Source organism: Flavobacterium sp. 102 (assembly GCF_003634615.1).
Lineage (GTDB): Bacteria > Bacteroidota > Bacteroidia > Flavobacteriales > Flavobacteriaceae > Flavobacterium.
The window spans coordinates 806,562-826,723 of sequence record NZ_RBKX01000001.1; the positions used below are offsets into that span (position 1 = coordinate 806,562).

At 35.5% G+C, this 20,162-nt stretch carries 22 protein-coding genes; 20 read left to right on the top strand and 2 right to left on the bottom strand.

Annotation, left to right across the window (positions count from 1 at the left end; translation table 11 throughout):
* Window positions 1-11 precede the first annotated feature (11 nt).
* On the top strand, window positions 12-941 hold the full coding sequence (locus C8C84_RS03585) for a DUF6427 family protein (RefSeq protein ID WP_121312227.1): 930 nt from the start codon (window positions 12-14) through the stop codon (window positions 939-941).
* Here the strand turns inward: C8C84_RS03585 and upp are convergent.
* Window positions 936-1,589, bottom strand: a complete 654-nt coding sequence (upp, locus tag C8C84_RS03590; protein ID WP_121312228.1) for a uracil phosphoribosyltransferase — start codon at window positions 1,587-1,589, stop codon at window positions 936-938. The two genes, C8C84_RS03585 and upp, sit on opposite strands and share 6 nt — an antisense overlap.
* Before the next feature lie 134 nt (window positions 1,590-1,723).
* Between upp and C8C84_RS03595 the strand changes: the two genes are divergently transcribed.
* Together C8C84_RS03595 and C8C84_RS03600 are read left to right on the top strand one after the other, a co-directional pair.
* Window positions 1,724-2,329: a DUF4254 domain-containing protein gene (locus C8C84_RS03595; RefSeq protein WP_121312229.1), complete on the top strand. Its 606-nt coding sequence runs from the start codon at window positions 1,724-1,726 to the stop codon at window positions 2,327-2,329.
* A 57-nt stretch (window positions 2,330-2,386) separates the two neighbouring features.
* Window positions 2,387-3,385 (top strand): glycosyltransferase family 9 protein, encoded by a 999-nt coding sequence (locus tag C8C84_RS03600; protein ID WP_121314959.1) that lies wholly within the window; start codon window positions 2,387-2,389, stop codon window positions 3,383-3,385.
* A gap of 34 nt (window positions 3,386-3,419) precedes the next feature.
* On the opposite strand, the gene C8C84_RS03605 is transcribed toward C8C84_RS03600, so the two are convergent.
* Window positions 3,420-4,475 (bottom strand): ferredoxin--NADP reductase, encoded by a 1,056-nt coding sequence (locus C8C84_RS03605; RefSeq protein ID WP_121312230.1) that lies wholly within the window; start codon window positions 4,473-4,475, stop codon window positions 3,420-3,422.
* Between the two features lie 119 nt (window positions 4,476-4,594).
* Between C8C84_RS03605 and C8C84_RS03610 the strand changes: the two genes are divergently transcribed.
* The 17 genes from C8C84_RS03610 (at window position 4,595) to C8C84_RS03690 (ending at window position 20,156) form a co-directional block, all read left to right on the top strand.
* Window positions 4,595-4,930 carry a PadR family transcriptional regulator gene (locus C8C84_RS03610; RefSeq protein WP_121312231.1) on the top strand — a complete coding sequence of 112 codons (336 nt, stop codon included), beginning with the start codon at window positions 4,595-4,597 and terminating at the stop codon, window positions 4,928-4,930.
* 2 nt (window positions 4,931-4,932) lie between these two features.
* Window positions 4,933-5,625 (top strand): hypothetical protein, encoded by a 693-nt coding sequence (locus tag C8C84_RS03615; protein ID WP_121312232.1) that lies wholly within the window; start codon window positions 4,933-4,935, stop codon window positions 5,623-5,625.
* A gap of 56 nt (window positions 5,626-5,681) precedes the next feature.
* A complete protein-coding gene (locus tag C8C84_RS03620) occupies window positions 5,682-7,148 on the top strand; it encodes a DUF5687 family protein (protein WP_121312233.1) in 1,467 nt (488 codons plus the stop codon).
* 33 nt (window positions 7,149-7,181) lie between these two features.
* Window positions 7,182-7,880 carry an ABC transporter ATP-binding protein gene (locus tag C8C84_RS03625; RefSeq protein WP_121312234.1) on the top strand — a complete coding sequence of 233 codons (699 nt, stop codon included), beginning with the start codon at window positions 7,182-7,184 and terminating at the stop codon, window positions 7,878-7,880.
* Window positions 7,881-7,969: 89 nt separating this feature from the next.
* The gene (locus C8C84_RS03630) at window positions 7,970-10,765 is read left to right on the top strand and encodes a gliding motility protein (RefSeq protein WP_233549713.1); all 2,796 of its coding nucleotides are present in this window, start codon (window positions 7,970-7,972) and stop codon (window positions 10,763-10,765) included.
* Between the two features lie 4 nt (window positions 10,766-10,769).
* Window positions 10,770-11,174 (top strand): polymer-forming cytoskeletal protein, encoded by a 405-nt coding sequence (locus C8C84_RS03635; protein ID WP_121312235.1) that lies wholly within the window; start codon window positions 10,770-10,772, stop codon window positions 11,172-11,174.
* On the top strand, window positions 11,143-11,376 hold the full coding sequence (locus C8C84_RS03640) for an AtpZ/AtpI family protein (protein WP_121312236.1): 234 nt from the start codon (window positions 11,143-11,145) through the stop codon (window positions 11,374-11,376). Before C8C84_RS03635 ends, C8C84_RS03640 begins: the two co-directional genes overlap by 32 nt.
* Before the next feature lies 1 nt (window position 11,377).
* Entirely contained in the window at window positions 11,378-11,776 is a 399-nt protein-coding gene (locus tag C8C84_RS03645) for a hypothetical protein (RefSeq protein ID WP_121312237.1), read from the top strand.
* 117 nt (window positions 11,777-11,893) lie between these two features.
* Window positions 11,894-13,069, top strand: coding sequence for a F0F1 ATP synthase subunit A (gene atpB, locus C8C84_RS03650; protein ID WP_121312238.1), 1,176 nt, complete (start codon window positions 11,894-11,896; stop codon window positions 13,067-13,069).
* Between the two features lie 60 nt (window positions 13,070-13,129).
* Window positions 13,130-13,321: an ATP synthase F0 subunit C gene (gene atpE, locus C8C84_RS03655; protein ID WP_199717091.1), complete on the top strand. Its 192-nt coding sequence runs from the start codon at window positions 13,130-13,132 to the stop codon at window positions 13,319-13,321.
* Between the two features lie 80 nt (window positions 13,322-13,401).
* Entirely contained in the window at window positions 13,402-13,902 is a 501-nt protein-coding gene (locus tag C8C84_RS03660) for a F0F1 ATP synthase subunit B (RefSeq protein WP_121312240.1), read from the top strand.
* Complete coding sequence (atpH, locus tag C8C84_RS03665) at window positions 13,902-14,435, top strand: ATP synthase F1 subunit delta (RefSeq protein WP_121312241.1); 534 nt, start codon at window positions 13,902-13,904, stop codon at window positions 14,433-14,435. Before C8C84_RS03660 ends, atpH begins: the two co-directional genes overlap by 1 nt.
* Window positions 14,436-14,456: 21 nt before the next feature.
* Window positions 14,457-16,034: a F0F1 ATP synthase subunit alpha gene (gene atpA / locus C8C84_RS03670; protein ID WP_121312242.1), complete on the top strand. Its 1,578-nt coding sequence runs from the start codon at window positions 14,457-14,459 to the stop codon at window positions 16,032-16,034.
* A gap of 75 nt (window positions 16,035-16,109) precedes the next feature.
* Window positions 16,110-16,970 carry an ATP synthase F1 subunit gamma gene (gene atpG / locus C8C84_RS03675; protein WP_121312243.1) on the top strand — a complete coding sequence of 287 codons (861 nt, stop codon included), beginning with the start codon at window positions 16,110-16,112 and terminating at the stop codon, window positions 16,968-16,970.
* Between the two features lie 153 nt (window positions 16,971-17,123).
* On the top strand, window positions 17,124-18,590 hold the full coding sequence (locus C8C84_RS03680; RefSeq protein WP_121312244.1) for a lipopolysaccharide biosynthesis protein: 1,467 nt from the start codon (window positions 17,124-17,126) through the stop codon (window positions 18,588-18,590).
* 1 nt (window position 18,591) lies between these two features.
* Window positions 18,592-19,026, top strand: a complete 435-nt coding sequence (gene dut / locus C8C84_RS03685; RefSeq protein ID WP_121312245.1) for a dUTP diphosphatase — start codon at window positions 18,592-18,594, stop codon at window positions 19,024-19,026.
* A 119-nt stretch (window positions 19,027-19,145) separates the two neighbouring features.
* On the top strand, window positions 19,146-20,156 hold the full coding sequence (locus C8C84_RS03690; RefSeq protein WP_121312246.1) for a sugar phosphate nucleotidyltransferase: 1,011 nt from the start codon (window positions 19,146-19,148) through the stop codon (window positions 20,154-20,156).
* Window positions 20,157-20,162: the final 6 nt, after the last annotated feature.

The window sequence follows — 20,162 nt, forward strand, 5'->3', positions numbered from 1 at the left end:
AAAATATCCTCATGATAACAAGTGTTTTTAAAAAATCTACAATTCTAAATTATTCGCTAATTGTAATTTTAGTATTGTTTTTCTTTTTTCTACATAAATCGAGTGACCTTCACCCGAAAAATTTATCCGATGGATTTCTAAATACTATTGAAGCATTGGTCTTATTATTAGCGTCTCTTTTCTTAGTTAATTTTATTGTAAAAAAAAATGGATTAACAAAAGACAGCAGTTTTGCCATTCTCTTTTTCTTGCTTTTCCTGGCCCTTTTTCAGTCAATTTTTAACAATACGAATATATTATTTGCCAATTTTTTTCTGTTATTGGCCATCAGAAGATTAATTTCTTTGCAGACCTTAAAACAACCCAAAGAAAAGATTTTTGATGCATCCATTTGGATTTTTATTGCCGCCTTATTCCATTTTTGGTGTATACTTTTTATCGTTTTAGTCTATATTTCTATCATCTTTCACGTGTCGAGAGATTATAGAAATTGGCTTTTACCATTCGTAGCCTTTGTAACTACAGCGGTAGTTTTTTTCGCCGCGGCTTTGTTTTTTGATAAAACATGGATAGACCATATTTTTAATCAAACGCGAATGAATTTTGAGCTTGATTATTTTACTAATAATTATCAAAATGTGGCGCTTTCTTTTTATTCCGTAATTGCCTTATACTTTGTTTTTTCAACAATTTTCACAGTATCAAACAGACCACTTATTTTACAAGCATCGTATAAAAAAATGATTTTGGCCTTTATCGTTGGAGTGATTGTTTTTCTAATTTCTCCCGATAAAAATAACAGTATGTTGATTTTTACCCTAATGCCTTTGTCTTTAATGTGTACCAATAACATTGAGTTTTCTCAAAACAAGATGTATAAAGAGATTGTATTGTTAATACTAATTTTAGGAAGTTTTTTTATCTTTTTTGCTCAGTTATAATTTACTGCCGTAAGCCAAATCACCGGCATCACCCAAACCGGGAACGATGTAGTTTTTCTCATTGAGTTTCTCATCTAAAGCAGCAACCCAAAGATGACAGTTTTTCGGTAGATTTTTTTCTAGAAATGCTATGCCTTCCGGTGCGGCAATTACAACGGCAATGTGAATTTCCTTTGGTTTTTGTTCCAAATGTAATTTATTCAAAACGGCTACTAAAGATTGTCCGGTGGCCAACATCGGGTCAATTAAAATCAGATTTTTATTTTCAAAAGACGGCGCTGCTTGGTATTCGACCAAAATATCAAACTTATCATCGTTGTTATAATGATGGCGATAAGCAGAAACAAATCCGTTTTCGGCATTGTCAAAAATATTCATAAAACCGGTATGTAAAGCCAATCCGGCACGAAGTATGGAACATAAAACTACATGGTCAGCAATGGTAGTCGTGTGTTTTATCCCCAAAGGCGTTTGTACCTCAATGTTTTTATATTCTAAAGTTTTGCTCAATTCATAAGCCATAATCTCACCAATGCGCTCGATGTTTTTTCGAAAACGCATGCTGTCTTTTTGAATGTTGACATCGCGAATTTGGGCCAAAAAATGATTGAGAATACTATTCTGCTCTGAAATGTAATGAATGTGCATGGACGACTTTAATTTTGTATGTTATGGTAAAAGTATAAAAACTATCTTTGCACCAGAGACCTTTTGGTCGAATTTTATGTACCCGAGCCGTTAAGGTGAACGGAACGAAGTTAAATAAAATAAAAATCTAAGCTATGTTTTCACAATTTGCATTTCCTATTTTCGAGCAAAGTATAAAAGATTACCACGTTATTGACGATGTGTATCAACCTACATTAAACCCTTATACTAAAGGAACTATCGAATATTTATTGTATGCCAAAAACTGGGTAGACACCGTTCAATGGCATTATGAAGATATTATTCGTGACCCAAATATTGATCCGGTAGCCGCTTTGGTTTTGAAAAGAAAAATCGATGCTTCAAACCAAGTTCGTACCGATATGGTAGAATATATCGACAGCTATTTTTTGCAAAAACACAAAGACGTTCAAGTAAAACCAAATGCGAAAATCAATACCGAAAGTCCGGCATGGGCTATCGACCGTTTATCCATCTTGGCGTTGAAAATTTACCACATGAATGAAGAAGCGACTCGTGCTGAAGCTTCACCCGAACACAGAGCGAAATGTCAAGAAAAATTGAATGTATTGTTGGACCAAAAAAGCGATATGTTTATTTCTATCAACGATTTGTTGACCGATATTGAAAACGGCGATAAATTCATGAAAGTGTACAAGCAAATGAAAATGTACAACGACGACGATTTGAATCCGGTGTTGTATCAAAATAAGAAATAAATCCCGACGCATTTGTCAAACCCAATCCAACATATAGCCGTCATCCGATTGTCAGCCATGGGCGATGTCGCGATGACGGTTCCTGTTATCAGAGCATTTGTGCACCAAAATCCGGGAGTAAAAATCACCGTGGTTTCGCGTCCGTTTTTCCAACCTTTTTTTGACGAAATTCCCAATGTCAGTTTTTTTGCCGTTGATGTCAAAGGAAGACATAGTGGCTTTTTCGGATTAGTCCGATTGTATTCTGATTTAAAAAAACTGAACATTGATGCCGTTGCTGATTTGCATAACGTGCTGCGTTCTATTGTCGTTCGAAATTTATTCGCGTTAAGCGGAAAAAAAGTAGCACACACTGATAAAGGTAGAGCCGATAAAAGAGCCTTAACTCGTGCCGAAAACAAAATCTTCGAACCGGTAAAATCAATGTTGGAAAGACATGTTGAAACTTTTAAAAAGCTCGATTTTTTTGTCGATTTAGACAATCCGATATTCCCCGAAAAAGCGATTTTATCCGCTGATATCCTAAAAGTTTCTAGCGAAAAAGAAACACTAAAATGGATTGGAATCGCGCCATTTGCCCAATATGACAGCAAAGTTTATCCGTTAGATTTAATGCAAAAAGTGGTTGATGATTTGGCTAAAAATCAGACTTATAAAATATTCCTTTTTGGCGGTGGCAAAAAAGAAATAGCGCAATTAAACATTTTGGCAACAACCAAAGAAAATGTAATTGTAGTTGCAGGAAAATTATCTTTCGAACAAGAATTGCAATTGATTTCCAATTTAGACATTATGCTTTCTATGGATTCCGGAAATGCGCATATTGCAGCGATGTTAGGTGTAAATGTCATCACACTTTGGGGCGCAACGCATCCTTACGCTGGCTTCAAACCGTTCAATCAACCGATGGAAAACTGTTTGGTTTCCGATAGAGAAAAGTATCCGTTATTGCCTACCTCGGTTTACGGGAACAAAAAAGTAGTCGGTTACGAAGATGTAATGAGAACAATATCAGTTCAGAAAATAATAAGCAGTATTCAGTCGCATTTAGCATAAACTGAACACTATTTACTGTACACTGAACACTTTTCTATACATCATCAAAATCCACATAAATCTCCGAAGAAGTCGGATGTGCTTGACAAGTCAATATCAATCCGTCAGCAATTTCGCCATCAGTCAAAATCGAATTCTTTTTCATCTCAGCAGAACCGTTAGTGATTCGTGCCAAGCAAGAACTACAAATACCGCCTTGACAAGAATAAGGCGCATCAATGCCTTGTTTTAAAGCCGCTTCCAATAAAGTTTGCTTTTGTGACATTTCAAAAGTCGTTTCTTCATCATCTACCATTACGGTAATTTTGGTATGACCTTCATGAGAAGCAGCGACAGTATTTTCAGCGGCAGTAGAAGTGGAGAACAATTCGAATTTGATGTTTTTCTCCGGAATACTGTGTTCTTTCAACACATTGGAAACCAAATTAATCATTTCCTCCGGACCGCATAAATAGAACTTGTCGAACTCTTTTTCTTTGTGTTTGTTGTTCAATACGAAGTTTACCGTTGACTTATCGATTCGGCCAAAAAGTTCGTTTTCAACTTTGGTTTGACTGTAGACAAAGTGCACAAAAAGTCTTCCGACATATTTTAGTTGTAAGGCGTGAAGTTCATCGTGAAAGATGGTTTCTTCCGGATTTTTATTTCCGTAAACCAATACAAAAGAGCTGTTTGGTTCGCCTTCCAAAACCGATTTTAAGATAGACATTACCGGTGTAATGCCACTTCCTGCGGCAAAAGCTGCGTAGTTTTTTAAGTTTGAAAAAGTAGGTTCAAATGTAAATCTTCCTTCGGGTTGACTTACTTCTAAAATATCACCGGCTTTCAAATTATCATTGGCAAATTTAGAAAAATGACCACTTTTCACCGACTTAATCGAGATGCGCAATTCATCACTATTAGGTGAAGAACAAACCGAGTAAGCACGACGCACTTCTTGTCCGTCAAGCGTCAATTTAAGATTAACGTATTGACCGGCGGTAAATTGGTAAACCGATTTTAATTCGGCCGGAATAGTAAAAGCAACAGAAATAGCGCTAGGTGTTTCGCGCTTTACTTCTTTGATATGTAATTTATAGAATGAAGACATGAAATTTGTTTTTTGCAAAGGTAACGAACGATTCACTTTTGAGAAAATAATAATTTATACCTAAGATTTCGATGTATATAAAAAACTTATGTATATTTGAATTTCAAAAATGAAGACAAATGAAAAGTTCGCAATTATACAAAGGAAGTTTAACTACAATTGTAATGAAACTTTTAGAAGAAAACGGCAGAATGTATGGTTATGAAATCACTCAGAAAGTAAAAGAAATCACCAAAGGAGAATTAAAAATCACCGAAGGCGCATTATATCCGGCGTTACACAAACTCGAAGCCGAAGGCGTTTTAGAAGTCGAAGTGGAAAATGTCGACAATCGTCTTAGGAAGTATTATAAATTAACTGAAAAAGGTTCGGCAGAAACCATCAACCGTTTGGCTGAACTGGATGATTTTATTAGAAATATGCAAACCTTGGTTCAACCTAAATTAGAGTATTGAAGATGAAACTTTCTTCCGAACAAGTGGAAAGATTGTATGCTTTCACACGCCAACATTATGTAGAATATTACGATTTGCAAACCGAATTGGTCGATCATTTGGCGAATGCGATAGAAGAACAATGGGTAGAAAATCCGAAATTGTCTTTTGAAGAAGCGTTAAAGATAGAGTTCAAAAAATTCGGCGTTTTCGGGTTTATGGAAGTCGTTGAAAAAAGACAAACCGCTTTGAATAAAAAGTACAATAAATTGGTTTTAAATGAATTGAAAACTTTCTTTTCGATTCCGAAAATCATCGGAACTCTTTCGGCAACGGGTATTGTTTTTTATTTTTTAAAATCCTTTCAAGAAGGGATTTTAATTATGCAAACCATCTTTCTTTTCCTTGTGCTGCTTTATTTCGTTGGAATGACAATGCTTTGGAAAACTAACAAAAAGAGAACCCAAAAAAGTGGTCAAAAGTGGTTGCTGAAAGAGATTATTTTTGGTTACAGTTCTTCGGCTGGATTGATTAATTTACCACTTCAGTTTTCTATTCATTTAGGGGCAAAAAATTATCCTGATTGGGTTTTGGTACTTTATGCTTTATTTATGGTGGTCTTTTTGTTGACAGAATACATCGTCTTGGTTTTAATTCCATCCAAAGCGGAAAAACACCTTAAAAAAACTTATCCCGAATATGAATTTGTAAACTAAATTGTAACATTTTCCTATCTTTAGGAACTAATTTCGAAAACCTAAAACCACCAACTATGTTCAAACATTTCATTAAGCTTGAATGGAAGTCTTTTCTTCGTTCGGCATCCTTTGGCAGTAATCTCGCGCTGAAAATCATTATGGGATTAGCAGCGCTTTATTTTATCGGCTGTTTTGCAATCATGGGAACCGCCGTTTTTTTTATCTTAAAAAAAGAAGGATTCGAGCCTTTGGTTACCATTAACAAATATTTGATTTATTATGTGTTAGTGGATTTAATCATCCGATATTTTCTTCAAAAAATGCCGGTAACGAATATCAAACCGCTATTGGTTTTGCCCATTAAAAGAAGTTCTATTGTCCACTATTCATTAGGAAAAACGATTATCTCTTTTTTCAATGTCTTGCACGCTTTTTTCTTTATTCCGTTTACCATTGTGCTTTTGGTCCAAGGTTATGGTTATCAAGCGATTTTGTGGTTTTTAGGGATGACAGCATTAATTTATACTACTAATTTTGTCAATATTTTGGTCAATAGTAAAAACATTGTTTTCTTTACTGTTTTGGCTATTTTAGGCGGTTTAGCTGCTTCACAATATTACAATGTTTTTGATATTACGACTTATTCAGTAGGATTCTTCCAAGGGATGTATGATACCAATTATATGTTTCTGGTTCCTATTATTTTCGTAGCAACAGCGTATTATTTTTCTTTTAGTTATTTTAAAAACAGGTTAAATTTAGATGATGGTTTGGCTAAGAAAAGTGACTTGGCGACAACCGAAAATTTCACTTGGTTGAACCAATTCGGTACTTTGGGAACTTTCCTCAAAAATGACATTCGATTGTTAAAAAGAAACAAACGTTCTCGAATGACACTTATTATGAGCGTCGTATTTATTTTTTATGGCTTGTTGTTTTTTACTCAATCTATCGAAGCTTATGATAATCCCGCGATGAAAGTTTTTGCAGGTATCTTTGTTTCAGGTGGATTTTTGTTCACTTTCGGTCAATTTATACCAAGTTGGGACAGCGCTTATTACCAATTGATGATGAGTCAAAATATTCAATACCGCGAATACATCAGTTCCAAATGGTGGTTGATGGTAATCGGAACCGTGATTTCCACAGTAATAGCTTCATTTTATTTGTATTTCGGATTGCACACTTATTTGATCGTTGTCGTTGCTGCGATTTTTAATATGGGTGTCAACTCTCATTTGGTAATGTTGGGCGGCGCTTTTGTAAAGACACCAATCGACTTAACTACCAGCAAACAAGCTTTTGGAGACAAACAAGCTTTTAATGTAAAAACCATGTTAATCGCCATTCCAAAAATGTTGTTACCTATGGGATTGTATGCTTTAGGTTATTATTTATTTTCTCCAAATGTCGGACTAATATTCGTCGCTGGCGCGGGAGTTTTAGGTTTCGCTTTCAGAAATTATGTTTTCAAACAAATCGAGAAAATATACAAGACCGAAAAATACGCAACTATTGCAGCTTACAAACAAAAAAACTAATTGCTATTCACTAACAACTAATTTCTCAAAAAGATGATACAAGTAAATAATCTTTCAAAAACATATACTAATGGTGTTCGCGTTTTAAACATCACCAATCTTGAAATCCCAAAAGGCCAAAGTTTTGGCTTAGTCGGAAATAACGGTGCAGGAAAAACAACTTTCTTTAGTTTATTACTCGACTTAATCCAACCCAGTTCAGGACATATTATAAACAATAAAGTTCAAGTTAATACCAGCGAAGCTTGGAAACCTTTTACGGCAGCTTTTATTGATGAAAGCTTTCTAATCGGCTATTTAACAGCCGAAGAATATTTCTATTTTATTGGAGATTTGCGTGGGCAAAATAAAGCCGATGTTGATGCGTTACTAAAAAAGCATGAAGAATTTTTCAACGGAGAAATCCTAAACAGCCGAAAATACCTAAGAGACTTATCGAAAGGGAATATGAAAAAAGTGGGGATTATTGCCGCTTTAATCGGTAATCCTGAAGTGGTAATTTTAGACGAACCGTTTGCCAATTTAGATCCGACAACCGTAAACCGATTGAAAAAAATCATCAAAGAATTGGCTGATGATCCTAACAGAACGGTTTTGGTTTCGAGCCACGATTTGGTGCACACTGTTGAGGTTTGTAACCGAATTGTAGCCTTGCATTTGGGCGAAGTCGTAAAAGATATTCAAACTTCACCAGAAACTTTAAAAGAGTTGGAAGCATTTTTTGCAGTCTAATTTTTTGCCATATCAAAAAGAAACGTATTTTTACCAGTTAGTTATACTATTTATAACTTTTTCACGTTATTATAAAAATACGTTTCGCTTTGAAAACCAATACTATTAAATATCTTATCTATACCGGATTGCTTGTTTTTTTGATAGCTTGTTCTACCAAAAGAAACACTTTCCTTTCCCGAAATTCCCACGCACTTAGCACCAAATACAACATCTTATACAATGGCGAAATGGCCTTGGAAAAAGGTATTGAAGATGTTAAATTGCAAAACAGCGACAACTTTTGGGAATTACTACCAATTGAGAGAATGCAGGTTACCGAAGAAAGAATGTTACCCGGTGAAAACAGAAACACCAATTTCGAAAGAGCGGAAACCAAAGCCACTAAAGCCATCCAAAAGCATTCGATGAACATTCAGGGTTCTGAGAAAAACCCTCAAATGGACGAAGCGCACTTGCTTTTGGGACAATCCAGATATTACGAACAACGATTTGTGCCGGCATTGGAAGCCTTCAATTATGTATTGTATAAATACCCTAAAAGCGATAAAATTTACGAAGTAAAAATTTGGCGTGAAAAAACCAATATGCGTTTAGAAAACGACGCGATTGCAGTGAATAACCTGACCAAACTTTTAAAAGAAATCAAATTCAAAGACCAAGTTTTTGCAGATGCTAATGCGGCATTGGCTCAAGCATTTTTGAATTTGGAAGAAAAAGACAGCGCCGTGGCCAAAATAAAATTGGCTACAGAGTTCACCAAATCCAACGAAGAAAAAGCAAGATACCGATTCATATTGGCACAACTCTATGAAGGATTGGGTTACAAAGACAGCGCTTATGCGAAATACCAAGAGGTAATCGACATGAACAGAAAATCGGCTCGCCAATATGTGATTCAGGCGCATGCCAAACAAGCAGGTCAGTTTGATTACAAAAGCGGTGATACAATTGCATTCTTAAAAAAATTCAATGACTTGCTTGAAGACCGAGAAAACCGTCCTTTTTTAGATGTCTTGAATCATCAAATGGCATTGTTCTATGAGAAAAGAGGAAACAATGGCACAGCTAAAAAATATTATGAAGCTTCCCTAAAAAAGAAGACACAGGATACTTATCTTATTGCTTCTAATTATAGAAATTTAGCCGATTTATATTTCATCGATTCTAAATTTGTTACAGCAGGAAAATATTTTGACAGCACATTAGTTCATTTAAAACCAAGAACTCGCGAATTCAATTTGATTAAAAAGAAAAGAGAAAATCTGGAAGATGTAATTAAATATGAAGCTATTGCTCAAACAAACGACAGCATTATTTCATTGTTTTCTATGTCAGCCGCTGACAGAACCGCTTATTTTCAAAAACATATTGAAAAGCTGAAAAAAGAAGAAGAAATCGCCCAAAAATTAGCCGAGAAAGAAGCCAGAATCAAAGAAAATCAAGAAAGAAGTGAAGGTAAAATAGATTCGGATATCAATTCCAATCCTAAAAAAGCAAGTCCGACAACCAATTCAAATACAGGTGGAAGCGAAGGAACATTTTATTTTTATAACCCAACAACAGTTGCTTTTGGACAAAAAGAGTTTCAAAAGATTTGGGGTAAACGAACACTTCAAGACAATTGGAGATTAGAAACAAGCCCTGCTAAAACTGATGAGAAAGAAGAGTCAGATCAAGTTGACAAAGACTCTGAAAAAATTTCAAAAGAAGCAGTGGTGGAAGAGCGTTTTACACCTGATTTTTACATTAAACAATTGCCAACCAGTCAGACACTTATTGACAGTTTGAGTAAGGAGAGAAATTTTGCCTATTACCAATTAGGAGTTATCTACAAAGAAAAATTCAAAGAATATCAGTTAGCCGCAGATAAGTTAGAGCGTTTGTTGCAAAATGATCCGGAAGAAAGATTGGTTTTGCCTTCGATGTATAATTTGTACAAAATTTATGAAATTATAGATAAGTCGAAAGCCGAAGAAATGAAAACCAGAATCATCACTTCTTTCCCAAATTCGAGATATGCTCAAATTTTAAACAATCCGAATGGTGAATATGCTGAAAACAGTGACTCGCCAAAATCAGTTTATGAAAGCCTTTACAAACGCTATCAAGAAGGAGATTATAAATTAGTTTTGACCGATACAGAAAGTGCTATCGACCGATTTACGGGAGATGAAATTGTTCCGAAATTAGAATTGTTAAAAGCCAATATTGCCGGAAAATTAGCCGGGCTTGATGAATATGGGAAAGCCCTTAATTTTGTCGCTTTGAATTATCCGAATAGTGAAGAAGGCAAAAAAGCTGAAAAAATGTTATCGGTTGATTTGCCGAAATTACAAGCTTTACAATTGTCAAGTCTCGATTCTAAAAATTGGAAAATTTTGTACAGAACTAAAGATTTTGAAGATAAAAACACCAAAATTCTTAGAGAGAAAATCGCAAAGTTTATCAAAGACAGAGACTTAGGAAAACTAACTGTTTCTTTGGATATTTATACAATGACTGATAATTTCGTAGTGATTCACGGCATGAATTCTAATGATTTAGCGGTTGGAATTACTTCAATATTGAAAGATTATAAAGATTATAAGGTTCAAGAAGTGCCTATTATTATTTCAACAGAAAATTATACTATTCTTCAGATTAAAAAGAATTTAGACGAATTTTTAGCCGGAAACCTGACCAACAATCCAACCAAACCGAATTGGGACGGCACTATAGAAAAACCGGTAGTCCAAGAACAAAAACCGGTTCAGAAACAAGAACAACAAAATTCTAAAGACAATCAATCGGTAAAAACACAAAAAGGAATAGAAGAAGATGAAGGGCAAATGGGTTTACCACCTTCGCCTCAAGGACAGCCAAAATCAGGCAAAAAAGGATAAAGTTATGTTTGAGAAAAGCCCAAAATCATACACTGATCTTTTAGGAAAAACCAACAGAATTGTGGAAGGAACTACGATTACAGGAGATATTGTTTCTCCAGCCGATTTTCGTTTGGATGGCCATCTGATTGGTAATTTTCAATCTAAAGGAAAAATTGTGATTGGTCCGGCCGGAAGTGTAAAAGGAGATATTGTTTGTAAAAACGCCGATATCGAAGGCACTTTTGAAGGCAAAATACAAGTTCAGGAAATCCTTAATGTAAAATCAAAATCCCATATCATTGGAGAAGTGATTTGTGGTAAACTTTCCGTAGAGCCCGGAGCCGAATTTAGTGCGACTTGCGTCATGAAACCACATGTGAAAAACCTTTCTAATAATGGACAATCACCCGAAGAAAAAAGCGCGTAACAAGTGGTTAACACTCATCAATATTCCTATTCAAATGGGCGTAATTGTTTTTTTATTCGCTTATCTCGGTCGTTGGCTCGACGAAAAATATTCCAATCCGCATAGAATATATGTAAAGATTTTAACGATGGTCGGCGTTGCCATTGCCTTTTATAACATCAACCGTCAATTGAAAGAAATTAATAAATCAGATAACCAATAATATGAATTTAGACAAATTCAAATCGATTTTCACCCTTTTGTTATTAGGAGTAATAGGTTTTGTTGTTCAGAAACTATTATTTTATTTTTTTGTTCCAAAAGCTTATGAAGAAGGATTTATCTACTCGATTGAGTTGTTGTATTTGTTCTTTTTCTTCTTTTCTGCCATGCTTATTTTGATTTTGAACAAAGTCAAACAGAACAATATCAATTCGGTGGGTTATACCTTTTTATTTCTTACAACTTTAAAGATGGTAATTGCGTATGCGTTTTTAAGACCAATATTGGCTGGAAACCTTCCCAAAACGCCTACAGAAAAAATGAATTTTTTTATCATTTTTATTTACTTTTTGACAATAGAAACCTTTGTAACCATCAGAATTTTAAATAATAAACAATAAACTTGTTTTAAAATGACAATTCTATCAAAAAAATTAAAACTTATACTTTTTAATATTAATTAATATTGTACTTTTGCACCAAATTTGAAAAAAGTTAATCTAAGTTAATTATCAGATATGGTGTTTTCAAAAAAACCACTCCAATTTATATTAGCTGCTTTAGTAGCTTGTCTTCCTCTATTTAGTTCTGCAAATAACCCTGTTGACAGCACTGCTGTTCCTACAGAAGTAGCGCATAGTGCAGAAGCAAAAACGCATGATGAGCACTCAGGATCAGAAAATTTATCTGAAGCCGAAAAAGCAGAGTTAGAGCGAAAGAACTATGTGAAACATCACTTGTTAGATTCTCACGACTTTACACTTTTTTCCTATGGTGAAGGAGAACACGCTAAGCATATTGGTTTTCCATTACCGGTAATTTTATGGGATAATGGAATTCATTTCTTCATGTCTTCGAAATTCCACCACGGAGAAGCAGTTGCCGAATCAAAAGGTAATTTCTACAAAATAAACCACCACGACGGTAAAGTTTACAAAACGGATGCAGAAGGGACTTTTACAGAAGACGAAAAAGGTCATGTAACCAATGCACAACCAATTGATTTTTCAGTAACCAAAAACGTTTTAATGATTCTTATTGTTGGTTTAATAATGTTGACATTATTTGCCGGGTTAGGAAAGTCATACAAGAAAAATGGTTCTATCGCCAAAGGCGCCGGAAGATTCTTTGAGCCAATCATTTTATACATCAGAGACGATATCGCTATCCCAAATATTGGTGAGAAGCATTACAAAAAATACATGAGCTTTTTATTGACGATTTTCTTCTTTATTTGGTTCTTAAATATGTTCGGATTAACGCCGCTGGGAGTAAATATTACAGGTAACATTGCGGTTACAGCTTCATTAGCTATTTTAACCTATTTGATTACTACCTTTACCGCTAAGAAAGATTACTGGAAACACATTTTTTGGATGCCGGGAGTTCCTGTGCCAATGAAAATTATATTAGCGCCAATCGAATTATTGGGAACCATCATCAAGCCATTCTCATTGTCAATCCGTTTGTACGCAAATATGTTAGCCGGTCACGTTGTATTAATGACATTGATTTCGTTGATGTATAAATTCGATAGCCCAATCGGAAGTCCGTTATCGTTCTTCTTGGCTTTCGTGTTGTCATTGCTTGAAGTTTTAGTAGCCTTGTTACAAGCTTATATTTTCACGATGTTGGCAGCCTTATATTTTGGTTCGGCTGTAGAAGAGAATCACCATGAGGAAGCTCATCACTAATGGCTAATGGCTTTTGCCTAATGCCTTAAAAAAGAATGTTTAATTAAATATATATACATTATGGAAATTCCAAGAATTATCGGAGCAGGATTAGTAGTTATCGGAGCAGGAATTGGTATTGGTAGAATCGGTGGTTCTGCAATGGACGCAATCGCTCGTCAACCAGAAGCTACTGGAAAAATCCAAACAGCTATGCTTATTGCTGCTGCGCTTGTTGAAGGTATTGGTTTCGCTGCAATTTTTGCATCGTAATTAAAAAATAACAAAAGCTATAACGGTTGGTTATAGCTTTTGTTTACTATTAAACTCAATTAAAATTTAAGATATATATAATGGAAGAATTATTAGGACAGTTTTCATTAGGTTTGTTTATCATGCAAACAGTTTTGTTTCTTGCACTTGTTTTCCTTTTGAAAAAATTTGCGTGGAAACCTATTCTTGATGCAGTTAATGAAAGAGAAGAAGGTATTAAAAATGCTTTGCTTTCTGCTGAAAGTGCTAAAAAAGAAATGCAAAACTTGAAATCAGATAATGAGAAATTATTAGCTGAAGCAAGATTAGAGCGTGACACCATGATGAAAGAAGCTCGTGAAATCAAAGAAAAAATGATCAACGATGCTAAAACGGAAGCGCAAACTGCCGGTCAAAAAATGATCGAACAAGCTAAAGCTTCTATCGAAAGCGAGAAAAATGCAGCTTTGGCTGAATTGAAATCTCAAGTTTCTTCTTTGTCATTAGACATCGCTGAAAAATTATTAAAAGACGAATTATCTAACAAAGAAGCTCAAACCAAATTGGTAGAGAAAATGTTAGGTGATGTAAAATTAAATTAATCGTTATGTCAAGAGCTGCGATTAGATACGCGAAAGCAATTTTAGAAACTGCGGTTTCAAGCGGAAACGCTGCTAAAGTAAACGACGACATGTTGTCAATCGTCGCTTCAGTGGCCGGAAGTGTTGAATTAAGCGAATTTCTATCAAGTCCAATCATTTCTTCAGAAGTGAAAATGAGTGCCTTAAAAGAAGTTTTTGCTACAGTTCAGTCAGAAACCAATTCCTTATTTAGATTGCTTCAGGAAAATAAAAGATTTGAAATTTTAGCCGAGGTTGCCAAACAATTCAACGCCCAATTCGATGAAATGAATGGTGTTGAATTAGCCAAAGTAACAACTGCTTTCCCAATTACTGCTGATTTACAAAGTAAAGTATTGGCAAAGATTGCTACGATTTCAGACAAAAAGATAACTATCGAAAACATTGTAGATCCATCTATTATTGGTGGATTTATTTTGCGAATAGGAGACAAACAATACAACGCTTCTGTAGCAAACAGATTGCAAGAATTAAGAAGAGAATTTAGTAATTAATACCATTAAAGATATATCAAAATGGCGGAAATTAAAGCTGCTGAAATTTCAGCAATATTAAAAAAACAGTTAGAGGGATTTCAATCTGGTGCTACTTTAGAAGAAGTAGGATCAGTACTTCAAGTAGGTGATGGTATCGCTCGTGTTTATGGTTTGTCTAACGCACAATATGGTGAGTTGGTACAATTCGAAAACGGATTAGAAGCTATCGTTTTGAACTTAGAAGAAGACAACGTTGGAGTTGTACTTTTAGGTCCATCAACCGGAATTAAAGAAGGTTCTATCGTAAAAAGAACGCAACGTATTGCATCTTTAAAAGTAGGTGAGCAAATCGTAGGTCGTGTTGTAAACACACTAGGTGAGCCAATCGACGGTAAAGGACCAATCGGTGGTGACTTATACGAAATGCCATTGGAAAGAAAAGCTCCTGGAGTTATCTTCCGTCAACCGGTAACTGAGCCGTTACAAACAGGTATCAAGTCAATCGACGCGATGATTCCTGTGGGTAGAGGTCAACGTGAGTTGGTAATTGGTGACCGTCAAACTGGTAAAACTACCGTTTGTATCGATACTATCTTGAATCAAAAAGAATTCTACGATGCTGGGCAACCGGTATTCTGTATTTATGTTGCTATTGGACAAAAAGCTTCAACAGTAGCAGGTATTGCTAAAACATTAGAAGAAAAAGGCGCTATGGCTTACACCACAATTGTGGCGGCTAACGCTTCAGATCCTGCGCCAATGCAGGTATATGCGCCAATGGCAGGTGCTGCTATCGGAGAATATTTCAGAGATTCAGGTCGTCCTGCTTTGATTATCTATGATGATTTATCAAAACAAGCGGTAGCTTACCGTGAGGTGTCTTTGTTGTTAAGAAGACCACCGGGTCGTGAGGCTTATCCTGGAGACGTATTCTACTTACACAGCCGTTTATTAGAAAGAGCTTGTAAAGTAATTGCGGATGATGATATCGCAAAAAACATGAACGATTTACCGGATACCTTGAAACCAATCGTAAAAGGTGGCGGTTCATTAACAGCTTTACCAATTATTGAAACTCAAGCGGGTGACGTTTCTGCGTATATCCCAACCAACGTAATTTCGATTACTGACGGGCAGATTTTCTTGGATGGTGATTTATTCAACTCTGGAGTTCGTCCGGCGATTAACGTAGGTATTTCGGTATCACGTGTTGGAGGTAACGCTCAAATTAAATCAATGAAAAAAGTTGCCGGTACGTTAAAATTAGACCAAGCGCAATTCCGTGAATTGGAAGCGTTCGCTAAATTTGGTTCTGACTTAGATGCGGTTACTTTAAACGTAATTGAAAAAGGGAGAAGAAACGTTGAAATCTTGAAACAAGCCGTAAACGATCCTTATACTGTTGAAGATCAAGTAGCAATTATCTATGCTGGTTCTAAAAACTTGTTGAGAAACGTTCCTGTAAACAAAGTAAAAGAATTCGAAAGAGATTTCATCGAGTACTTGAACAACAAACACAGAGATGTTTTAAACGCTTTAAAAGCCGGTAAGTTAGATGATAACATTACTGATGTTTTAGAGAAAACAGCTAAAGAAATTTCAGCGAAATATAACTAAAAACAATTTGAAGATTTGAAAATTTGAAGATGTAACAATTTTCAAATTTTCAAATCATCTAATTTTCAAATTAATATGGCAAACTTAAAGGAAATCCGTAATAGAATTACTTCCGTTCAGTCGACGATGCAGATTACATCGGCGATGAAAATGGTTTCTGCCGCAAAGTTGAAAAAAGCACAAGATGCTATTACAGCGATGCGACCTTATGCCGAAAAATTAACGGAATTATTACAAAGCGTTAGTGCTACTTTAGAAGGAGATGCGGGTGGACAATACACGACGCAACGCGAGATCAACAAAGTATTAATTGTTGTTATAACTTCAAACAGAGGTTTGGCAGGAGCATTTAATACCAATGTTATTAAGCAATCCAAAGAAGTTGCTGATGGTTACACCGGAAAACAAGTAGACTTTTTTGCTATCGGTAAAAAAGGAAACGACTTTTTCAGAAAAGTAAATACCGTAATTGAAAACAAAAGTGAAGTATTTGACAATCTAACTTTTGATAACGTAGCCGAAATCGCTGACGTATTGACTCAGAAATTCGTTTCAGGTGAATACGACAAAATCGAAATCGTTTACAACCAATTCAAAAATGCAGCGACACAAATCGTTCAAGTGGAACAGTTTTTACCTTTAGCTCCAATTGCTTCTGATAAGCCTGTTTCTGCCGGAGATTATATTTTTGAACCTTCAAAAGAAGAAATCGTGTTGACTTTGATTCCAAAATCATTAAAAACACAATTGTACAAATCAATCAGAGATTCATTCGCTGCTGAACACGGCGCGCGTATGACTGCAATGCACAAAGCGACAGATAACGCAACCGAATTGAGAAACCAATTGAAATTAACTTACAACAAAGCACGTCAAGCAGCTATTACCAATGAGATTTTAGAAATCGTTGGTGGAGCAGAAGCTTTGAAAGGATAAGAAAAAACGATAGTTTTTCAAATTTCCAAAAAGCGAAGCATTTGAAAGGAAAAATTTTCAGAATAATATTTAAGAAAGAGTGAACATTTGTTCGCTCTTTTTTTTTGGAATGGATTTAATAGTTATTTTTGTTAAAAACCTAAAACTCTCTCATTGAGCCTTTATAAAACTCTTTTTAAGCAAACACTAATCTATGGTTTGGCCACGGTTTTACCGAGAATGATTAGCTTTTTGCTCAATCCGTTATATGTTGACCAATTGCCCAAACAAGAGTTTGCAGACGTGTCTATCGTCTTCGCATGGTTGGTCTTTTTTAATGTCATTTTATCCTACGGAATGGAAACCGCTTTCTTCCGATTTTACAATACCGAAGACAATAAGAAAAGGGTAATTTCCACTTCGACAGTATCCATATTTTGGACGTCAATCGCGTTTTTAGGATTGGCTTTACTCTTCAGAAATACGTTGTCACATTGGTCGGGAGTCAAAGTCGAATATGTGACTTATACCATTTGGATATTGGTTTTAGATGCTTTGGCGATTATTCCGTTTTCACGATTGCGAGCGACTAAAAGGCCGATGATGTATGCCATTGTTAAGATTGGTAATGTGATGATCAACATGATTTTAAACTTGTTTTTCTTATTGCTGTTACCCAAATTGGCTCAAGACAATCCCGAGGGTTTTTTCAATACCATTTATTACGAAAACTTTCAAGTGGGCTATATTTTTGTAGCCAATTTGATTGCCAGTTTCCTAACTTTTGTAGTGCTTTCACCCGACTATTTGAAAATCAATTGGAGTTTCGATTTCAAACTTTGGAAACGAATGATGCAATATGGTTTGCCTATTTTAATTGCAGGCGTTGCCTTTGCCATTAATGAACATTTTGATAAAATCCTTTTAGATTGGATGAATGTTTCAAAAGCAGACATCGGAGCTTATTCGGCGTGTTATAAAATAGGAATGTTTATGGTTTTATTCAGAACCGCTTATACTTTGGGCATAGAACCTTTTTTCTTTAGTCATGCTTCTAACGAAAATGCCCAACAAACCTATGCCACAATAACGAAGTACTTTGTGATTTTCGGTTCGTTCATCAGTTTTTTTGTGATTGCGTTTATTGATTTATTAAAATTGCCATTGGTTCCCGAAGAGACTTATTGGGTAGCCATTAAAGTGGTACCGCTAATAGTAATAGCCAATTTCTTTTTGGGTATTTACACCAATCTGTCGGTTTGGTATAAATTAATTGACAAAACTAGAATTGGCGCCTATATTTCTATTATTGGTGCTTTGGTCACACTTCTGCTCAATTATTTGCTCATCAAACAAGGATTCAGTTATTACGGTTCGGCAATCGCAACCATCGCAGCCTATGGAACCATGATGATAATCTCCTATAAAATGGGGCAAAAGCAATATCCCATACCGTATGACATCAATACGATTCTAAAATATTTAGGACTCTCAATTCTGTTTTCGGGAATCTCTTTTTACATTCCGATTTTAAGGGAGAATTATTTAGTTAAGATAGTGTTACTATCACTATTTTTATATTTTATTTACCGTAACGAAAAAGAAACATTACTTCGAATCATAAAAAGAAAAGCAAAATAAAATGACCATCAAAATCATCAATAAATCCCAACACGAATTGCCCAATTATGAAACCATTGCTTCTGCAGGAATGGATTTGAGAGCCAATTTGACCGAATCAATCGTGTTAAAATCTCTAGAAAGAACCATAGTGAAAACAGGTCTTTTTATCGAATTACCCATTGGTTACGAGGCCCAAGTTAGACCAAGAAGCGGTTTGGCTGCCAAAAAAGGAATCACTGTCTTAAATTCTCCCGGAACAGTCGATGCAGATTATCGTGGCGAAATCGGTGTGATTTTAGTAAATTTATCCAATGAAGATTTTGTCATCGAAAATGGCGAAAGAATTGCCCAATTGATCATCGCCAAACACGAACGTGCTGAGTGGATTGAAGTTGAAGAATTATCCGAAACTTCCCGTGGCGAAGGCGGATTTGGTAGTACAGGAGTGAAATAGTGCTCAGTATTGAGTTGATAGTAATCAGTAAAAAAAAGTAAAAACACCCAGCGAACTTTGCGTTGTCATCCTGAGCTTGTCGAAGGACTTTGCGAACTTTGCGGTTAAAATAAATTAAAATGAAAATTATAGTACCAATGGCCGGTCGTGGTTCACGTCTTCGTCCACACACGTTAACCATACCAAAACCTTTAATTCCGGTTGCCGGAAAACCAATTGTTCATCGCTTGGTAGAAGATATTGCCGGAGTTTTAAATCAGGAGATAGAAGAAGTAGCTTTCATCATCCACGAAAGTTTTGGTAAAAAAGTAGAAGAAGAACTTATTGCAATAGCCAAAAAGCTAGGAGCCAAAGGAACCATTTATTACCAAAATGAAGCTTTAGGAACCGGTCATGCCATTATGTGTGCGAAAGATTCTTTAAGCGGTCCGGCAGTGATTGCGTATGCAGATACTTTAATCCGTGCCGATTTTGATTTAGACCAAACCGCCGACAGTGTGATTTGGGTAAAACAAGTGGATCAACCGGAAGCTTTTGGGGTAATCAATTTAAACGATGCTAATGAAATTGTAGAGCTGGTAGAAAAACCGACAGCGTTTGTTTCTGACTTGGCCGTAATTGGAATCTATTATTTCAAAGACGTTGCGGTATTGAAAAACGAACTGCAATCGGTGTTAGATAACAACATTATTCACGGCGGTGAATACCAAATTAATGATGGAATTAAACAAATGATGGCAAAGGGCATGAAATTTGTGCCGGGGAAAGTAGATGAATGGATGGACTGCGGGAACAAAGATGTAACTGTGGAAACCAACTCCAGAATGTTAGGCTTTTTACACAATGACGGCGAACATTTGATTGACTTTGAGGTGAAATTAGAAAACTCAACAATTATTCCGCCTTGTTATATTGGGGAAGACGTGGTTTTGATTAATTCAACGGTTGGTCCAAATGTGTCTTTAGGTAAAGGAACACATTTGATTAATTCAACCATACAAAACAGCTTGGTGCAAACTCACGCTCATATTAAAAACGCACAATTGAATAACGCAATGATTGGAAATCATGCTACCTTTGACGGTGAATTTAAAAGCATCAGCATTGGAGATTATTCGGTTTTAGAATAAAAAAAA

Coding starts and splice junctions, on each gene's coding strand:
- C8C84_RS03640 (WP_121312236.1), top strand. CDS start 11,143: ATGGACAATCACCCGAAGAAAAAAGCGCGTAACAAGTGGTTAACACTC.
- atpB (WP_121312238.1), top strand. CDS start 11,894: ATGGTGTTTTCAAAAAAACCACTCCAATTTATATTAGCTGCTTTAGTA.
- C8C84_RS03585 (WP_121312227.1), top strand. CDS start 12: ATGATAACAAGTGTTTTTAAAAAATCTACAATTCTAAATTATTCGCTA.
- C8C84_RS03600 (WP_121314959.1), top strand. CDS start 2,387: ATGGGCGATGTCGCGATGACGGTTCCTGTTATCAGAGCATTTGTGCAC.
- C8C84_RS03605 (WP_121312230.1), bottom strand. CDS start 4,475: ATGTCTTCATTCTATAAATTACATATCAAAGAAGTAAAGCGCGAAACA.
- C8C84_RS03690 (WP_121312246.1), top strand. CDS start 19,146: ATGAAAATTATAGTACCAATGGCCGGTCGTGGTTCACGTCTTCGTCCA.
- atpE (WP_199717091.1), top strand. CDS start 13,130: ATGGAAATTCCAAGAATTATCGGAGCAGGATTAGTAGTTATCGGAGCA.
- C8C84_RS03645 (WP_121312237.1), top strand. CDS start 11,378: ATGAATTTAGACAAATTCAAATCGATTTTCACCCTTTTGTTATTAGGA.
- dut (WP_121312245.1), top strand. CDS start 18,592: ATGACCATCAAAATCATCAATAAATCCCAACACGAATTGCCCAATTAT.
- C8C84_RS03660 (WP_121312240.1), top strand. CDS start 13,402: ATGGAAGAATTATTAGGACAGTTTTCATTAGGTTTGTTTATCATGCAA.
- C8C84_RS03625 (WP_121312234.1), top strand. CDS start 7,182: ATGATACAAGTAAATAATCTTTCAAAAACATATACTAATGGTGTTCGC.
- upp (WP_121312228.1), bottom strand. CDS start 1,589: ATGCACATTCATTACATTTCAGAGCAGAATAGTATTCTCAATCATTTT.
- C8C84_RS03635 (WP_121312235.1), top strand. CDS start 10,770: ATGTTTGAGAAAAGCCCAAAATCATACACTGATCTTTTAGGAAAAACC.
- C8C84_RS03610 (WP_121312231.1), top strand. CDS start 4,595: ATGAAAAGTTCGCAATTATACAAAGGAAGTTTAACTACAATTGTAATG.
- C8C84_RS03615 (WP_121312232.1), top strand. CDS start 4,933: ATGAAACTTTCTTCCGAACAAGTGGAAAGATTGTATGCTTTCACACGC.
- C8C84_RS03595 (WP_121312229.1), top strand. CDS start 1,724: ATGTTTTCACAATTTGCATTTCCTATTTTCGAGCAAAGTATAAAAGAT.
- atpA (WP_121312242.1), top strand. CDS start 14,457: ATGGCGGAAATTAAAGCTGCTGAAATTTCAGCAATATTAAAAAAACAG.
- C8C84_RS03620 (WP_121312233.1), top strand. CDS start 5,682: ATGTTCAAACATTTCATTAAGCTTGAATGGAAGTCTTTTCTTCGTTCG.
- atpG (WP_121312243.1), top strand. CDS start 16,110: ATGGCAAACTTAAAGGAAATCCGTAATAGAATTACTTCCGTTCAGTCG.